Source organism: Glaciihabitans sp. UYNi722 (assembly GCF_040549465.1).
In the GTDB taxonomy this organism is placed as follows: domain Bacteria; phylum Actinomycetota; class Actinomycetes; order Actinomycetales; family Microbacteriaceae; genus Lacisediminihabitans.
In genome coordinates this window covers 21,451-37,073 of sequence record NZ_JBEPTL010000016.1, presented here as the reverse complement: position 1 = coordinate 37,073, position 15,623 = coordinate 21,451, and the positions used below count along the sequence as shown (strand labels likewise).

Annotated in this window: 13 protein-coding genes; 7 read left to right on the top strand and 6 right to left on the bottom strand. The window is 64.5% G+C overall.

Annotation, left to right across the window (positions count from 1 at the left end; genetic code table 11):
• Positions 1-4: 4 nt before the first annotated feature.
• A complete protein-coding gene (locus tag ABIB56_RS12285) occupies positions 5-1,990 on the bottom strand; it encodes a glycoside hydrolase family 127 protein (protein WP_354569505.1) in 1,986 nt (661 codons plus the stop codon).
• A 188-nt stretch (positions 1,991-2,178) separates the two neighbouring features.
• Here ABIB56_RS12285 and ABIB56_RS12280 point away from each other — a divergent pair, with 188 nt between their 5' ends.
• The 3 genes from ABIB56_RS12280 to ABIB56_RS12270 all read left to right on the top strand — a co-directional run bounded on the left by ABIB56_RS12280 (position 2,179) and on the right by ABIB56_RS12270 (position 4,518).
• On the top strand, positions 2,179-3,195 hold the full coding sequence (locus ABIB56_RS12280; protein ID WP_354569504.1) for a LacI family DNA-binding transcriptional regulator: 1,017 nt from the start codon (positions 2,179-2,181) through the stop codon (positions 3,193-3,195).
• An 87-nt stretch (positions 3,196-3,282) separates the two neighbouring features.
• On the top strand, positions 3,283-4,104 hold the full coding sequence (locus ABIB56_RS12275; protein WP_354569503.1) for an endonuclease/exonuclease/phosphatase family protein: 822 nt from the start codon (positions 3,283-3,285) through the stop codon (positions 4,102-4,104).
• A 51-nt stretch (positions 4,105-4,155) separates the two neighbouring features.
• The gene (locus tag ABIB56_RS12270; protein WP_354569502.1) at positions 4,156-4,518 is read left to right on the top strand and encodes a hypothetical protein; all 363 of its coding nucleotides are present in this window, start codon (positions 4,156-4,158) and stop codon (positions 4,516-4,518) included.
• A 3-nt stretch (positions 4,519-4,521) separates the two neighbouring features.
• Here the strand turns inward: ABIB56_RS12270 and ABIB56_RS12265 are convergent, their stop codons facing one another.
• Together ABIB56_RS12265 and ABIB56_RS12260 are read right to left on the bottom strand one after the other, a co-directional pair.
• A complete protein-coding gene (locus tag ABIB56_RS12265) occupies positions 4,522-4,872 on the bottom strand; it encodes an MmcQ/YjbR family DNA-binding protein (RefSeq protein ID WP_354569501.1) in 351 nt (116 codons plus the stop codon).
• A 60-nt stretch (positions 4,873-4,932) separates the two neighbouring features.
• The gene (locus ABIB56_RS12260; protein ID WP_354569500.1) at positions 4,933-5,931 is read right to left on the bottom strand and encodes an LLM class flavin-dependent oxidoreductase; all 999 of its coding nucleotides are present in this window, start codon (positions 5,929-5,931) and stop codon (positions 4,933-4,935) included.
• A gap of 219 nt (positions 5,932-6,150) precedes the next feature.
• On the opposite strand from ABIB56_RS12260, the gene ABIB56_RS12255 reads away from it, so the two are divergent.
• From ABIB56_RS12255 to ABIB56_RS12245, 3 genes are all read left to right on the top strand, one after another.
• The gene (locus tag ABIB56_RS12255) at positions 6,151-7,554 is read left to right on the top strand and encodes an HNH endonuclease signature motif containing protein (RefSeq protein WP_354569499.1); all 1,404 of its coding nucleotides are present in this window, start codon (positions 6,151-6,153) and stop codon (positions 7,552-7,554) included.
• A 121-nt stretch (positions 7,555-7,675) separates the two neighbouring features.
• The gene (locus ABIB56_RS12250; RefSeq protein ID WP_354569498.1) at positions 7,676-7,999 is read left to right on the top strand and encodes a tryptophan synthase subunit alpha; all 324 of its coding nucleotides are present in this window, start codon (positions 7,676-7,678) and stop codon (positions 7,997-7,999) included.
• A 267-nt stretch (positions 8,000-8,266) separates the two neighbouring features.
• The gene (locus ABIB56_RS12245) at positions 8,267-10,456 is read left to right on the top strand and encodes a transglycosylase domain-containing protein (RefSeq protein ID WP_354569497.1); all 2,190 of its coding nucleotides are present in this window, start codon (positions 8,267-8,269) and stop codon (positions 10,454-10,456) included.
• On the opposite strand, the gene ABIB56_RS12240 is transcribed toward ABIB56_RS12245, so the two are convergent.
• The 3 genes from ABIB56_RS12240 to ABIB56_RS12230 are packed head-to-tail and all read right to left on the bottom strand — an operon-like array spanning position 10,446 to position 12,307.
• Positions 10,446-11,183 carry a DUF2071 domain-containing protein gene (locus ABIB56_RS12240; RefSeq protein WP_354569496.1) on the bottom strand — a complete coding sequence of 246 codons (738 nt, stop codon included), beginning with the start codon at positions 11,181-11,183 and terminating at the stop codon, positions 10,446-10,448. The genes ABIB56_RS12245 and ABIB56_RS12240 overlap by 11 nt on opposite strands.
• A complete protein-coding gene (locus ABIB56_RS12235) occupies positions 11,180-11,506 on the bottom strand; it encodes a metalloregulator ArsR/SmtB family transcription factor (protein WP_354569495.1) in 327 nt (108 codons plus the stop codon). Before ABIB56_RS12235 ends, ABIB56_RS12240 begins: the two co-directional genes overlap by 4 nt.
• 21 nt (positions 11,507-11,527) lie before the next feature.
• Positions 11,528-12,307 carry an EI24 domain-containing protein gene (locus tag ABIB56_RS12230; RefSeq protein WP_354569494.1) on the bottom strand — a complete coding sequence of 260 codons (780 nt, stop codon included), beginning with the start codon at positions 12,305-12,307 and terminating at the stop codon, positions 11,528-11,530.
• A gap of 138 nt (positions 12,308-12,445) precedes the next feature.
• Between ABIB56_RS12230 and ABIB56_RS12225 the strand changes: the two genes are divergently transcribed.
• Positions 12,446-15,586 (top strand): DEAD/DEAH box helicase, encoded by a 3,141-nt coding sequence (locus ABIB56_RS12225; RefSeq protein WP_354569493.1) that lies wholly within the window; start codon positions 12,446-12,448, stop codon positions 15,584-15,586.
• The last annotated feature ends 37 nt before the right edge of the window (positions 15,587-15,623 follow it).

The window sequence follows — 15,623 nt, the reverse complement described above, 5'->3', positions numbered from 1 at the left end:
CGGGTCACCTGCTCGGCAGCCACACGCGCATCGGGCCGATCTCGCGGTTGGCCCAGGCGTAGTACGGAATGGTGGTCAGTGTGACGGACTGCGGATGCGGCGGCCCGCCGGTCGGGTTGGCTCCCGGGTATCCCTCGCCCTCGTCTCCGGCTCGCGACCTCCGATAGGGCCAGGCGGTATCGGCGTGCGACGACGGGGCGGAACCCTGCAGATCGACGGTGACGATCCCGCCGAAGAGATCATCTCGTGCCGTGGTGCCGATGGTGGCGTCCGCATCCACCAGGACGTCGTCGACCGCCACATCGGGCGCGTCGACGTGTTCGAGGGCGTAGACGAGCGGCCCGCGTTCCACGGCAACCTGTCCGCGACTCGCATCGATGCGGGAATCGGCGGAGTACAACCGCACGGTGGTGTCCAACTCGAGCACCACCACATCGCCCGCGGAGAATTCCCTGGTGATTCGTGCGTAGGAACTCGGGGTCGTCTCGACGTCGACGGACTCGCCGTTGACGGTCAGCGTCGCCGAATCGGACCAGGCCGGGATGCGGAGGTCGAGGCTCCAGGTGCCTGTCGACTCCAGGATCTCGACGGCGATCGAGCCGCTCCACGGATAGTCGGTGCTGACTCGCACCGCTCCGTTGTCCCCGGCGAAGCTGCCGTTGGCGTACTGGTGCAGCTGGAGGTTTCCGTCCGATCGGGTGGCGAGGTAGGCGTCGAGGCTCGCGAAGGTTCGCATGATGTTCGGCGGGCAGCAGGCGCAGTCGAACCAGCCGCGGCGGCCGTGTGCCGGCGATCGATTCTCGTCGGCGTGGGCATCTGCGCGCAGTTGCAGCGGATTGACGTAGAAGTATTCGGTGCCCGAGAGCGATACGCCGGGCAGGAAGGCGTTGTAGAGCAGCCGTTCCATCGCATCCGCGTAGACGGGCTTGCCGGTGGCCAGCAACAGCCGCCACGCCCACTGCACTCCCCCGATGGCAGCGCAGGTTTCGGCGTAGCCACGATCCGTCGGGAGTTCATAGGGGTCGCCGAATGCTTCCCTGTCCCATCGCGATCCGAGTCCGCCGGTGATGAACGCTTTGGACGACATCATCGATGCGAACTGGCGCTCCAGGGTTTCGACGAGCGAGTCATCGCCGAGCTCAATGGCGACATCCGTGGCACCGGCCCCGAGGTAGACAGCGCGGACGGCGTGCCCTTCGACGGTCGTAGCCTCCCTCACCGGAATACGATCGGAGAAGTAGGTCGGTTCGGCGCCGTACTTCTCCAACAGGCCGTGTCCGCGGGCGTCGGTGAAGTATCGGGCCAGCTCGAGGTAGTCCCGGTTGTCGGTCTCGCGGTAGAGCTCGACCAGGCCCATCTCGACCACGGGGTGTCCGTCGACGTCGTGGCGCTTGTCCTCACCGAAGGTCGCGACGAGATGATCGGCGAGTTTCACCGCGACATCCAGCAGACCTCTGTCACCGGTGGCGCGCACCTGCGCGACCGCCGCTTGGAAGAGGTGACCGGCGCAGTAGTGTTCGTGGCTCCACGGCAACTGTACGTAGCGGCCCTCCGCGGCGTGCCGAACCTGCTGCACGGAGTCGAGGTAGCCGTCATCCGCCTGCGCCGCGGCGATGAGCTCGGTGATCTCACGCTGCATGGTGAGTAGATCCTCGGCCGGAGCACGTCCGTATTCGAAGGCGAGCGCCTCCAACCATTTGTAGACATCGGAGTCCATGAAGATCGGTCCGATGGCTTCGCCGCTTTTCAGTCCTGCGGCGAGGCGCAGGTTGTCGAAGTTCCCGGCCTCCTCAAGGCGGTGATAAGCCGATCGGATCGCGTCGCGTCCGTTTCTCTCCTGCCGCACCGACCAGAAGCCATCAGTGATCTGGGCTGCCGATGGGGCGAGCGGATGAAGCTCTACCCGAGCGTGATCGGAGGGAAGCACCGGACTGGCGCGATGCGGTGCTGTGGTCACGCCTGTTGCGGGCGACGGCGACGTTGCGGTCATACTTGCTCCGTAATTGTGTCACGATAATGTCATTCCGTGGAGACGGAATACGTTTTCTGTTGACAGGTTAGGGCGGTAACGGAAATCGCGCAAGTGTCGCGCTCCGAGTATTCATGCCACTATTTACAATGAAGTGAGTGCGCGTGGTCGAGCAGCGAGCGAGGCATGCCTGAGGAAAGGACTTTGCCGTGACCGGTGATGTGGGCAACAGGGGTTCTGCCTCTGTCGTGCGCATCACCGACGTTGCCGCCCTGGCCGGAGTGTCGATCGGTACCGCGTCGAAGGCCCTGAACAACACCGGCCAGCTGCGCCGGGAGACGCGAGAACGGGTGCGCGACGCCGCCGAGAAGCTGGGTTTCATCATGGATGCGCGTGGTCGCGCGTTGTCATCGGGACGCAGCTACACGGTCGGAATGCTGACCACCGACTCCTTCGGGCGATTCAGCATCCCCGTAATGCTCGGAGCGGAAGATGTACTCAATGCCGGCCAGATGGCTGTCTTGATGTGCGACACGCGTGACGATCCGGTGCGTGAGCAGCACTACCTCCGTTCGCTGGCATCACGTCGTGTCGACGGTGTCATCGTGACAGGCAGAAACACTGACTATCGCACCCCCGTCGATCTCGGGATGCCCGTCGTCTACGCATTCAGCCCCTCGAGCGACCCTGCCGATGTCTCGATAACCCTCGACGATGGTCGTGGGGCGGAGATGCTCGCCGACCACCTGATCTCGATCGGCCGCCACCGCATCGCCTATGTCTCCGGGCCCAGCCGACATGCTGCGGCGATCAAGCGTGCCACGGCAGCAGAGGCCCGTTTCGGCGATCGACTGGTGGGTCAGAGCCTCTATGGGGAATGGTCGGAGCGGTGGGGCAGGCAGGCTGTCGACATCCTGGTGCGGGAGCACGGCGATCTCGACGGCATCGCCTGCGGCAGCGACCAAATCGCTCGAGGCGTCTGCGATCGGCTGCGCGAACTCGGCAAATCGGTGCCCGCAGACATCGCGGTGACAGGTTTCGACGACTGGGATGTGATGGCGATGGCCAGCCGGCCCCCCCTCACCACCGTCAACCTGCGCCTGGAAGAACTCGGTCGCCTCGCCGGCCGCGCGCTGCTCGACCTCATTGCTGGACGCCCGGTGGCACGCGAAGGACTGGTCGTCGAACCCACGCTCGTCATGCGCGAGTCGACCATCGGCGGGTGACCTGATCGGGCTACCCGCGATCTGGAGACACGAGGTTGAGGGTGGGGAAGAGCACGTCGCGCTGCCGCACGAACGTAGGCTGAGTCCATGGCGTCTACCGCACTCATTGGCCCCGTCGTCGCCCCCAATCTGCACGTGATGACTTTCAACATCCGTCGACGGATGACGAACCTGAACCCGAGACTGGTCGACCGGTGGGAGCATCGCCGCCCCCTGCTGAAAGAGATTCTCGAAACCGAGCAACCCGCACTGCTCGGCGTGCAGGAAGCGCTGCCCGACCAGGCGAGTTTCGTGCGTCATGCGCTCGGTGAACGCTACCGTTCCATCGGGTACGGCCGCGAGGTCAATCGGCGTGGAGAAGGATGCCCGATCTTCTACGATTCCACGCGGCTTCAGTTGCTCGATTGGCGGCAGACAACGCTCTCGGAGACGCCGGACGTGGCGGGATCCACCACCTGGGGCAACCGCGTCCCCCGGGTCGTCGTTGACGCCACCTTCCGTGACATCGCGACGGGTATCGAGTTCCAGGGCGTGAACACCCACTTCGACAATCAATCCCGGGAAGCCCGGATGCGCTCGTCCGCTGAGGTTCGACGCATCGTCTCCGCATCTTCCCTGCCCGCAATCATCACGGGTGACTTCAACACGGACGTGGATTCGGACCCGTACGACGCGATCACCGCCGGAGGCGTAATGATCGACTGCTGGAACCTGGCGGAAAAACGCCTCACCGACGCCTGGGGAACCTTCCTCAACTACCGCCCACCGCGACACGAACGCAAACGAATCGACTGGATTCTCGTTACACCGGGGGTCTCGGTGCAGAAGGCGGGGATCAATGTGACGCGTTATGAACGCGGCTGGCCGTCGGATCATGCGCCGGTGCAGGTCGTCGTGGAATTCCACTGAGCTATCCCTCGCGCGGTGCTCGGCCGCTCATTCAGCGACGAAGATAGATGGATGATCACTCGACGCGAGGCTGCCCTCCGCCTGGACATCCCTCTCGAAATGGCTCAGCGGCACGACATCCCGAGCCGACTTTCCGAGGCGGAGTTTGCCGAACTCGAGGCGACCCCGCCGGCCTGGCTGGTGCAGTCGCGGGCGAACCGCACGGGAAAGAAGCCGGTATGGGTGCAGCTGAAGTGTGACATCTGCGGTTTCGAGGAGGCGGCTCGCCCGAAGAAGTGGTGGCCGGCATTCACCTATCTCAGCTGCGACTGGCATCTCGCCGGCGAACTGCCAGTGCCGGCGGTCGGGATGAATCGACGTGAGGTCGACGGGATCGGGTCGCGATTCGTCGGGATCGTGGACGAGCCGGTCTAGGAACTATTCGCTCCGTCGGGCTCGAGGCACCGTCGGGCTCACGAGTGCGTGACTGCCGCGAAGCAGCTGTTCGACGAGGTCATCCGGCACTCCACTGCCGAGTTGCACCGTCACCCAGTGCTTCTTGTTCAGATGGTAGCCGGGAGTGATCTGTGGATACTCCTCACGGAGGGCGATGCTGTCTTCCGGATCGCATTTCAGCGACACGTCGAACGAGTCGGAGGCCAGGGCCGACAGCGCGAAAATCTTGTCATTGCCGCTGGTTCTGAAGACAGATGTCTCCTCGCCGAAGGGGAACGTCTCGATCGCCTGGGGCAGCGCGAGGCAGAACTCCCGCAGAGCATCCGGTGTCATGAAACGACCCTAGCGAGAGCCACCGAGATTCATTTGCCGAATCGGTAATGTCTGTGTCGGCTAGACCTTCGCGGAGTTCATGGCGTCCGCTGTCAGTTCGACGGAGCGCAGACGGTCGGCGATGAGCGGTGACTGATGCGCCACGATCAACTCGTCAGCCTGGGCGGATGCGGCGAACTCCTCAAGAAATCCGCGTACCTCGGTGGGCGTTCCGACGGCCGAATAGCGCATCATGTTGGCGATCTGCCGCCCATCCGGCGTTGTCAGGAAGGCGTCGATCTCGTCGTCGTCGTAGTCCCGCGCGGCCGGTCCGCGGGCGACGAGGCCGCGCACCCTGGTGCGACGCGTCGACTCGAACTGCTGGCTGGCATCCGCCGCATCGTCGGCCGCGACCGCGTTGACGCCAGCGATCGCCCAGGGCTCCGAAAGCTGCCCGGATGGCTTGAAGTCGTTGCGGTATACGGACATCGCCTCGTGCAGGGCGTCGGGGGCAAAGTGCGACGCGAAGGCGTAGGGAAGCCCGAGCGCGGCTGCGAGCTGCGCTCCGAAGAGTGACGATCCGAGGATGTAGAGGGGTACGTTGGTTCCCGCACCCGGGATCGCCTGCACGCCGGGAATGAGCGACTCGCCGCGCAGGTACGCCTGCAATTCGAGCACATCCTGGGGAAACTGCTCGGCTGACATCGGATCGCGGCGCATCGCTCGCATGGTGTTCTGGTCACTGCCGGGTGCGCGGCCGAGGCCGAGGTCGATGCGTCCCGGATAGATGCTCTCGAGGGTTCCGAACTGTTCGGCAATGGTGATCGGCGCGTGGTTCGGCAGCATGATGCCGCCCGCGCCGAGTCGGATCGTCGTGGTCTGGGCCGCGACGTGTCCGATCAGGATGCTGGTGGCCGAGGATGCGATCGTCGGCATGTTGTGATGCTCGGCATACCAGACGCGTCGATAGCCGCTCTTCTCCGCAATTTGCGCGAGAGCGACGCTGGCCGCGAAACTCTCCTTCGCCGTCTGTCCGGGGGCGATCGGCGCGAGGTCGAGTATGGAGAGTGGGATGGTCATGCGGCGGTGCCTTCTTCGGTGTCGTTGTGATGCGTTGATGGTGGCAACGTCGCGGGCGGGTGAATCGTTCCCGGGGGGCCGGCATCGGTCTGCCTGGGTTAGATCTTCCTCGTTGGATCTTCTCCTCCACAGGCGGTCCCAAAATCTAACTATCCACAGCAGGATACCGGCGTTGAACAGCATAAAAGGAATGTCGGTGGCATCCACGAGAATGGTGTTATGAACGAGATGGACGAACTCTCCGAACGGGCAATTACCCTGCTCGCAGAGGTCGCGCTTAGATCGTTCGACGGTCTTTCCGTGCTGGACGACGAGCAGTTGTGCCTCCTCCTCGAGCGGTTCGAGAATGCCGGCCGATTCATCGACACGCTCCGCGCTCTCGCCGCGGCGGAGGTCGACGATCGATCGCGGCGCGAGCTTGGCGGTTCCGGGCTCGCGCGACGGTTCGGGCAGGTCCGGGGTGTTCACGTGGTAGAGAAGATCGCTCGATGTTCTCAGGCCGAGGCGAACCGACGCATTCGGATGGGGCAAGCGATCAGGCCGTCTCTCTCGATCACCGGAGAAGCCCTTCCACCCCTCTATCCACATCTGGCTGCGGCCATGATGGCAGGCACAGTCGGCGTGGATGCTGCCTCGAGCATCGTGAACTCCCTTGGGCAGGTTTCTCGTACGGCGACAGCACTGGCGGTGACGGGTGCAGAGGTGGCTCTCGTGGGCGAGGCCGCCCACACGAGCGCCGATCTCGTCGCCTTCGAGGCACGGGTTTGGCGGGAGGCTCTCGATCCCGACGGTGTCGAGCGACGCGACGAAGCATTGCGCCACCGACGATCGTTCACGGTTGGCCGCGAGGCGGGCGGCATGACACCGTTCCGCGGATGGGCCGATCCGGTTTCCGCGGGATTGATCAGGGCCATGCTCTCCGAGGGAGCCAATCCACGGTCTGCCCCGCGATTTCTCAGCGCGGATGACAGAGCACCCGGTGCAGAGACCGTCGTCACCTCGGACGGGCAGATGACTGATGCACTTCCTGATCCACGATCACGGGAGCAGCGACAGTTCGACGTTCTGATGGGAACCCTTACCGCCGGCCTTCGACGGAGCGAGACACCGAGAGGCACCCGATCACTGACGACCGTCATGGCCGTAGTGCGTCTCGAAGACCTCCGAAACGGTACCGGGGTGGGGTGGATCGACGACGTGGAAGAACCGGTTTCGGCGGCCACGATCGGGCAGCTCGCCTGCGACGCGGGATTCCGCAGAATACTGCTCGGAGACCATGGCGAGGTTCTTCATCTGGGTCGCCGCGAGCGACTCTTCACTGCCGCCCAACGAAAAGCTCTGGCGGTGAGGGACGGCGGCTGCGTCTGGGAGAACTGCACCGCTCCCCCTGGTTGGTGCGAAGCGCACCATGTGATCGAGTACGAGAACGGCGGCCCAACCGATATCGACAATGGCGTGCTGCTCTGTTCGACGCACCATCACGAGCTGCATGCGTCCGAGTTCACCATGACGATGATCGCCGGCAAACCGCATCTTCGTGCGCCGACCTGGATCGATCCAGATGGTACGTGGCGGCCGGTCGGCAGGACTCGTGCATTGGTAGTCGCAGGAGCCGTGCGGTGACGTGGTCCGGCAGGCAGTTGTTTTCATCGAGATTCGACGAGCTCAAACGTGAACACCGTCCGCACGAAGTCACGTGGGTCCGTGTCATGGCGGGCCTGATCGCCCGGCGTAGGGTTAATCGATGTCTTCGAGCCACCACATTCCCCGCGGGCGAGCGAGTCTTGAAGTCCTGCGGGCCGAAGCGGCCGAGGAACGGGACACCGTCATCCACGAGCGGTTGCTGGCTGGCGAAGATCCGTGGAGCTTCATGGAGGAGGTTCCGACAGTCGACGAACTCGTCGTCTACCTGCTGCGAGCGGATGCGATCAATGCCAACGATGGTGTGCTGCCCTCGGCGTCGAGGGAGTACCGCGTGCTACGGCAGATCGCACTCGAGCATCCCGCCCTGACCCAGACGGTATGGCGGATGCTGCCCCGAAACGGCGTCGTCGCCCGGCAGAGTTAGCTGAAGGTGCCCAGGGCGCTAGCCCACTGAACGTGCCGCGATCCGGTTCTCGGGCGGGGCGTCGGACCCTGGAGGGAAACTCACACAATCATCACGATTTGAGTGCGGTGGGCGAGATTTCGGTGCGGCGAGCGTAGAGTCCGACCCAGGCCCGCGGCGTTGCTGCACACCTGGGGAGGGGGCTCCGATGGGCGTCAGAACGCGAACGCGGTCGTGCCTCCCGTGTGAGTTAGCGTTGCGCCGTGTTCCGCGTTCGGGTCGTGCGGCATGACAAGTCGGAGCATCAGCGACCAAGCGCTTCCGACGCCCATCAGCAACCCGTCCGTGCAGGAATACGGGCACCGTTCCGGGTTCATCGCGGGACTGCTCGGCCTGGTCTTCTTCGCCGCGCTGGCCGGTGTCCTGGTCGCGGCGCTGGCGGTGCCATCCATTCTGGTGGCGAGTCGTGGTGCGAACGCCTCCATCGGATACTTCAACGACCTGCCCGACTACATCACGCTCGGCCAGCTGCCGCAGCGCAACACCATCTTCGCCAACCGTGATGGGCAACCAGTGCCGATCGCCAGCATTTACGACCAGAACCGCCAGGAGGTCGCCTGGGATGGTGTGTCGCAGTTTCTCAAAGACGCGACAGTCGCCGGCGAGGACCGTCGTTTCTACGAACACGGCGGTATCGATCCCCAGTCGATAGTGCGCGCCGCCGCCGGAAACGTGGCCGATGCTGGCATCACCAGCGGAAGTTCGACCATCTCGATGCAGCTGGTGAAGAACATCCTGATCCAGCGCGCCCTGGAGATCAAGGACCCAAAGGCCGAGAAAGCCGCCTACAGCGCGGCAATCACCGACACCCTCAACCGCAAGCTCAGGGAGATGCGCCTCGCCATCGGACTCGAGAAGCGCTACACGAAGAACGAGGTGCTGCTCGGCTACCTGAACATCGCGGGATTCGGCGGCACCACCTACGGGATCGAAGCCGCGGCCCAGAAATACTTCAGCGTCAGTGCCAAAGATGTGACACTCCCCCAGGCCGCGAGTCTCATCGCGATGGTGCAGCAGCCGAACCTGCGCAATCTCAGCTCTCCCAATCACTACGCGGCCAACAAGGAGCGTCGCGACCTGATCCTCACCGACATGGAGAGCCTCGGATACATCACCAAGATCCAGATGCAGGAGGCGATCGCAACACCGATCGAACCGAAACTGCTGGGGCCGACCAACGGATGCCTCTACGCCGCCGATGCGAAGTTCGCCTGCGACTACGCGCTGCGGCTCGTTCCCACGCTGGCCTCGCTGGGGGCCACCCCGGAGGAGCGCACGGCAGCCTGGGCTCGCGGCGGTTATCAACTCTTCACGAGCATTGACCTCAACCAGCAGGATGTGGCGCAGGCGAATCTCTCGGCAAGCGCGCCGGCCACGGAGACCCGTTTCGCCCTCGGTGCCGCTGCGGTTTCGGTGCAGCCGGGTACGGGGCGGATCCTGATCATGGCGCAGAACAAGGGCTACGACAATTCCGCGGAGGGCAGCGGCGCGGTCAACACGGCAGTCAACTACAGCACCGACAAGGCGTACGGCGGGTCCGCTGGATTCGCCACGGGCTCGACCTACAAGATTTTCACTCTCACTGACTGGCTGGAGACGGGTCACCGGCTCTCCGATGTCGTCGATGGAACGGTTCGGTCCTTCCCGCAGTCGAGTTTCAAGGGCACCTTGTGCGGGGAAACATTCTCGGGAGCGCCATACAAGCCCAAGAACGACTCCCCGGGCGAAGGCGGATCGATGACGGTTGCCGCTGCAACCCAGAATTCGGTGAACGTCGCCTTCATCACCATGGCCCAGAAACTCGACCTCTGTGCCATCCGGTCAACGGCCACGGCCATGGGTGTGCACCGTGCCGATGGGAGGCAACTCGACGACTATCCGTCGGCGACTATCGGCACGAATGAGATCGCACCGCTCACCATGGCCGGCGCAATTGCCACGATCGGCGCCAACGGTGTCTACTGCGCTCCGACCATCATCGACAAGGTCGTCGGACCGGATGGCAAAGAACTGCCGGCGCAGCCGCGGCAGTGCACGCAGGCGGTGGCGCCGAACATCGCAAGCACTGTCGCATCAGCGCTCTCGGCCGTGATGAGGGCGGGCACCGGCCAGCCGGGAAACCCGAGGGACAATGTTCCGATCGTCGGCAAGACCGGAACGACCGACGACGCCGATCAGAACTGGCTCATTGCCACGACGACGAAAGCCTCCCTCGCCGTCTGGGTGGGCAACACGGATGGCGGCAGGCGTAACTTTCGCCACACGACCATCGCCGGCACCAACGGCTATAACACCAAGTTCAACATCTTCCGCGCGACGATGAAATCGCTCAACAGCAACCCCGAGTATCGGGGTGGCGCGTTCCCGGCTCCCGACCCTCGGCTCGTCAACGGGACGGGCGCGCCGGTCAGAAAGTAGGTTGTACCGGTCTAGTCGAAGACCTCGATGGAACAGGCGTGCTCCAGGTGATCGGCACGTTGCGCATCACCAGCACGGAGTCCAGCGTCGCCGATCCTGTCGGCAGCGCATCGAAGAAACTGGAATCGATGCTGAGTGCGTCGGCCGAATCCACCCACCACTGGTCGGTCTCGAGTTTGAGGCCCTGCAGCCTGTGTCCATCGCGTGCTGGCGACCAGCCGACAGATCCGGCCTGGAAGAACGCGGAGGCGTCGGCGAGAGTCGGGAAGAGGCCGCTGGTGAAGGTGGGCGAGATCGCGACATCCGCCCGCACCGTCATACCGGGCGAGGTCATCGAGACGCTGATCCGGTCAGCCGTCTCCGAGCCCTCGAAGCGCGCATGGTGGTGGACGCCGGGGAATACGCGTCCGCCGACAGCGACCGGCAGCCAGGATGCGCTGTGCCGCTCTGGGATGTAGACGCCATGGTGAGTACCGGCTTCGTCATCCCATTCGACGGCGATGCGGTGCGCGGCATTCTCCGCTCCCCATCCGATCTGCGGACGGAACCAGGTCGGCCGAAGCGCTCCGAGGCGAAGAAGGCAGACGCCTGCGACGGCACTGCCGTCGACGATCTGCGGGCGCAGCGTGTCGGGCAGCAGTGACTGCGCGACGTCTGGATCGAGGCGAAAGTTGATGAGCAGACGCCGTTCGATATTCGCCGCCAGGGCGGGAATGCGCATATTCATGAAGTTGCCTTCGTCCGGTGATTGCGAATGCTGCGGATCACCATCTGCTCAGGGCAGACGGTGGAGAGAAACTCCCCCAGCGACAGCGCCAGCCTGTCTTCGACGAGCGAGTACAGGATGCGGTTGGCATCGCGACGCTCGGTGACGAGACCGGCGCCCTTCAGCACGGAGAGGTGACGCGAGATGGACGGCCCGGAGATCGGGAAGTTGGCACCGATCTCGCCGACCGCCAGTTCGCCGTCGCGGAGATCCTGCAGGATCTGTCGACGCGTCGGATCGGCAAGGGCCTTGAACACGTCGGTGGTCCCCGGGGTTTCTCGCATATTAGCAATATAGCAATATAGCTAAATAGTTATCACGGGTTTGTGGATCACATCCCGGCTCAGAAGCGTCGCTCCGGCAACAGCGGCGGGCATGATCAGCACGGCGCCCAGCGGTACCAGGAAGAGCAGGTAGGTGAGGATGCCGAAGCCGAGGCTCGTCGCGCGGCTGGTGCCGAGCATCCGTCGCCGCTGTCGAAGGGAGAGCCCCCTGGCGTTGAAGGCGAAGCCGGTGAGTTCTACGGTCAGGAACCAGCCGCCGATAATCGCGCCGAGCACCGGGACGATGACCTGCCCGACCACGGGAATGAAGCCGAGGACGAAGAGCACGATGCCCGCCAACACGGTGATGGCGAGCAGGCGGATGCCGGTACCGAGACCGCGTGCCACGGAACGCCAGAACGACTCCTTCAGCTCCGCAGGTGCTCCGCCGGAACGCTGTTCGACGGCAAGCCAGATCTTCTCGTAGAACGCGTCGCCGACGGCGAGGGTCAGGGTGGCGAAAGTGAAGACGCCGAGCAGGATGACCGCCCCGACCAGCGCCGTGCCAGCCAGCACGCGGATGCTGCCGCGCCACGGTTCGTTCCAGCCGCCGGCGAACGGGGTCACCCAGACCGCCAACGCGTTGAGGTTGATCAGGAAGACGACCAGCGCCGCGGTGTAGACGGCACCGACGATGAGCGCGGGGAGCGCGCCGAACAGCATGAGCCGGGGTGAGGTGATCCACATGCCGAGACCACGGCCGAGGTAGCCCATGCCGGCGAGGAATCGGCGGACGGTGCCGGGCGCGAGGGTTGGCGTCATCCGTTCAGGGTAGAGGGTCGATCTGGGATCGTGCTGGTGCGGACCGTGCTGGCCTGGACCGTGCTGGCCTGGCCACGCACGGGTTGGGGACCGGGCTCTCTCGGGCATCGGGTCGGTGGCGCGTGAGACGATGAACGGATGCTGCCCGACGTCGCTCCGCTGGTCGACGTCGCGGACATCATCCGCCTCGTCGGACCAGCTGCCTTTCAGCGCGGACGCGACTATGCCCGCGTTGGGGCCGTCTCCGGCCTGGTCTGGGACGCCGCTTTACGCATCCTCACCGCGACGGTTTCGGGTACCCGGGCCTATTCGGTCAGTGTTTTGCTTGCTGCCTCCACGGGTGAGCGAAGCCGCCCGCTGGACGGAACCTGCAGCTGCCCGGTCGGTGACGACTGCAAGCACGTGGCTGCCGTGCTGCTTCAGAGCAACACGATTCACGTCACAGGGTCGTCCCTGGTCGCGAAGCCCGAGGCGGATTGGAAGACCGCGCTCGGATCGAGTGCCGCTCCGCCCGCGCAGGCCGGTGTGCCGATGGCACTCCAGTTCGAGCTGCGAGAACAGCTGGCACGATCGCGCAGTCGGTGGAACGGACCTACGGCGAAACCCGCAACCTCCCCGCTGGGTGGCGGCATGAACTATCGCCTCGGCATGCGGCCTGTCATTCGCAGCAGCGCAGGAAAGTGGGTGCGTGCCAATGTCACCTGGAATTCGCTCGGCTACCAGCTGCACCGCCTCGACCTGAAACCTGAACAGCACAGCTGGTTCACCCAGTTCGCCGCGCTGCAACGCGCCACCCGCGAGGCCTTCGGTACGCAGGAACCTGACTGGCTGTACGCCGACGACTTTCAGAGCTCGCTCTTCTGGCAGATGCTGGCGGATGCCGGATCCCGGGACATCTCACTGGTCGGCGTCAAGAAAGACACTGTCGTCGAGGTCGCGGGCTCGGCATCCGTCGCCATCGACGCCCGGTCCGACGACCACGGGTTGCGGCTCTCGACCGCCGTGTCGATCGATGGTGTGGCCATCGACGGCACGAGCGTCGGCTCCATCGGGGATCACGGCGTGTACACGCGATCGCTTACGCGGATGACGCTGGCTCCGACGGTTGCGCCGCTCACCGAGCAGCAGCGCGGGCTTCTGGCACGGGCATCCGATGTGCTCGTTCCGGCCGGTGACATCGACGAGTTTCTGCGCGACTACTACCCCAGACTGCGCCGCGCCGTCGAAGTCACGAGCGCGGACGCCTCGGTCGTGCTGCCCGAGGTCGAGCCACCGGTGCTCGTGGTGACGGTGACCTTCACGCCGAAGCAGGCGCTCAAGTGGGGGCTGACCTGGGAAGGCGAACGAGACCCGGATGCCGAATCGGGGATCTTCGAACCAGCGGCCGAACTGCTGCCGGAATCCTCGGTGCTCACCGGTCTCGAGGCGGCGGAGTTCTCTGCCGAGGTGCTGCCGCGACTCTCGGCATTGCCGGGCGTTCGGGTGCAGGTGGTCGGCGACCAGCCCGACTACCGCGAGCTGACAGAGTCCCCGACCATGCGTATCACCACCGTGGAGACCGCGAAACGCGACTGGTTCGACCTCGGCGTGCTGGTGACCGTCGAGGGTCGCACCGTGCCGTTTACCCCGCTGTTCAAGGCCCTGTCGAACCACAGGCCGAAGCTCCTGCTGGTCGACAACTCCTATCTCTCGCTCAAACATCCCGCCTTCGACGAACTGCGCAGACTCATCGAGGAGGCATCCGATCTCGACGAGTGGGAGACCGGTCCCCGCATCAGTCGCTACCAGGCGAGCCTCTGGGCGGAGTTCGAAGATCTCGCCGACGAGACAGAGCAGGCGCGCTCCTGGCGTGCGACGGTCGGCGGACTGATGGCGCTCGACTCCATAGCGCCCACTCCCCTGCCGGCCGGTCTCGACGCGACACTGCGCCCCTACCAGCAGGACGGATTCACCTGGCTCGCGTTCCTCTGGGAGCATCGGTTGGGCGGCATCCTCGCCGACGATATGGGCCTCGGAAAGACACTGCAGGCACTCGCCCTGATCGCGCATGCCGCCTCGGAGGCTCCGTTCCTCGTGGTCGCGCCGACCTCCGTTGTCTCGAACTGGGCGACGGAGGCAGCACGATTCACGCCGGGCCTGAAAGTGCGGGCGGTCACCTCGACCCGTCAGGGCCTGCCAGACGATGTGGATGTCGTCGTCACGTCATACGCGCTGTTCCGTCTGAACTTCGCGGCCTACCAGGCTGTCGAGTGGGCAGGACTGATCCTCGACGAGGCGCAGTTCGTGAAGAATCCGGCGTCGAAGGCGCACGAGAACGCGCTCTCGTTGAAGACACCGTTCAAGCTCGCGATCACCGGCACCCCGCTGGAGAACAGTCTCATCGACCTCTGGTCGCTGTTCCAGGTCGTGGCGCCGGGGCTCTTTCCGTCGAACCGGCGATTCACCGAGGAGTACGCGCGGCCCATCGCGAGCGGTGCGGCACCTGAGCTGTTGGAGAGGTTGCGGCGTCGCATCCGTCCGTTGATGATGCGACGCACCAAGGAGTTGGTGGCGACCGAACTGCCAGCCAAACAGGAACAGGTGTTGCGAGTCGACCTGGTGCCGAAGCATCGGAAGCTCTACGACACCTTCCTGCAGAAAGAAAGACAGAAGCTGCTCGGCCTCATCGAGGATCTGGATCGCAACCGGTTCATCGTCTTTCGTTCGCTGACACTGCTGCGGATACTGAGCCTGGACGCCTCCCTCGTCGATCCGGCCTACGAGGGCGTGCCGTCCGCGAAACTCGAGGCGCTGTTCGAACAACTCGAGGATGTGATCGCCGAGGGCCATCGCGCGCTCGTCTTCAGCCAGTTCACCTCCTTCCTTCGACTGGCTGCGGCCCGTCTCGACATCGCGGGAATCGCCTACGAATACCTGGATGGCTCGACGCTGCGTCGCCCGGAAGTGATCGCCCGCTTCAAGCAGGGTGACGCCCCGGTGTTCCTGATCAGCCTGAAGGCCGGCGGCTTCGGACTGAATCTCACCGAAGCCGACTTCGTGTTCCTGCTCGACCCGTGGTGGAACCCGGCGACCGAGACCCAGGCCGTCGACCGCACGCATCGCATCGGACAGGAGCGGTCGGTCAACGTCTATCGGCTCGTCGCGGCCGACACAATTGAAGAGAAAGTGATGGCGCTGCGGGATCGCAAAGCGCAGCTCTTCGATGCCGTCATGGACGATGACGCGGTGTTCAGCTCGGCACTCACCGCCGATGACATTCGGGGACTGCTCGAGGGGTAGCGCCTCTCCTCCACAGTTCGTTTCACCTTCGCTATCG

Bases quoted from the DNA above. Each gene is read 5' to 3' on its own strand.
- ABIB56_RS12285 (WP_354569505.1), bottom strand. From the start codon at position 1,990: ATGACCGCAACGTCGCCGTCGCCCGCAACAGGCGTGACCACAGCACCG.
- ABIB56_RS12275 (WP_354569503.1), top strand. From the start codon at position 3,283: ATGGCGTCTACCGCACTCATTGGCCCCGTCGTCGCCCCCAATCTGCAC.
- ABIB56_RS12270 (WP_354569502.1), top strand. From the start codon at position 4,156: ATGATCACTCGACGCGAGGCTGCCCTCCGCCTGGACATCCCTCTCGAA.
- ABIB56_RS12265 (WP_354569501.1), bottom strand. From the start codon at position 4,872: ATGACACCGGATGCTCTGCGGGAGTTCTGCCTCGCGCTGCCCCAGGCG.
- ABIB56_RS12260 (WP_354569500.1), bottom strand. From the start codon at position 5,931: ATGACCATCCCACTCTCCATACTCGACCTCGCGCCGATCGCCCCCGGA.
- ABIB56_RS12255 (WP_354569499.1), top strand. From the start codon at position 6,151: ATGAACGAGATGGACGAACTCTCCGAACGGGCAATTACCCTGCTCGCA.
- ABIB56_RS12250 (WP_354569498.1), top strand. From the start codon at position 7,676: ATGTCTTCGAGCCACCACATTCCCCGCGGGCGAGCGAGTCTTGAAGTC.
- ABIB56_RS12245 (WP_354569497.1), top strand. From the start codon at position 8,267: ATGACAAGTCGGAGCATCAGCGACCAAGCGCTTCCGACGCCCATCAGC.
- ABIB56_RS12240 (WP_354569496.1), bottom strand. From the start codon at position 11,183: ATGAATATGCGCATTCCCGCCCTGGCGGCGAATATCGAACGGCGTCTG.
- ABIB56_RS12235 (WP_354569495.1), bottom strand. From the start codon at position 11,506: ATGCGAGAAACCCCGGGGACCACCGACGTGTTCAAGGCCCTTGCCGAT.
- ABIB56_RS12230 (WP_354569494.1), bottom strand. From the start codon at position 12,307: ATGACGCCAACCCTCGCGCCCGGCACCGTCCGCCGATTCCTCGCCGGC.
- ABIB56_RS12225 (WP_354569493.1), top strand. From the start codon at position 12,446: ATGCTGCCCGACGTCGCTCCGCTGGTCGACGTCGCGGACATCATCCGC.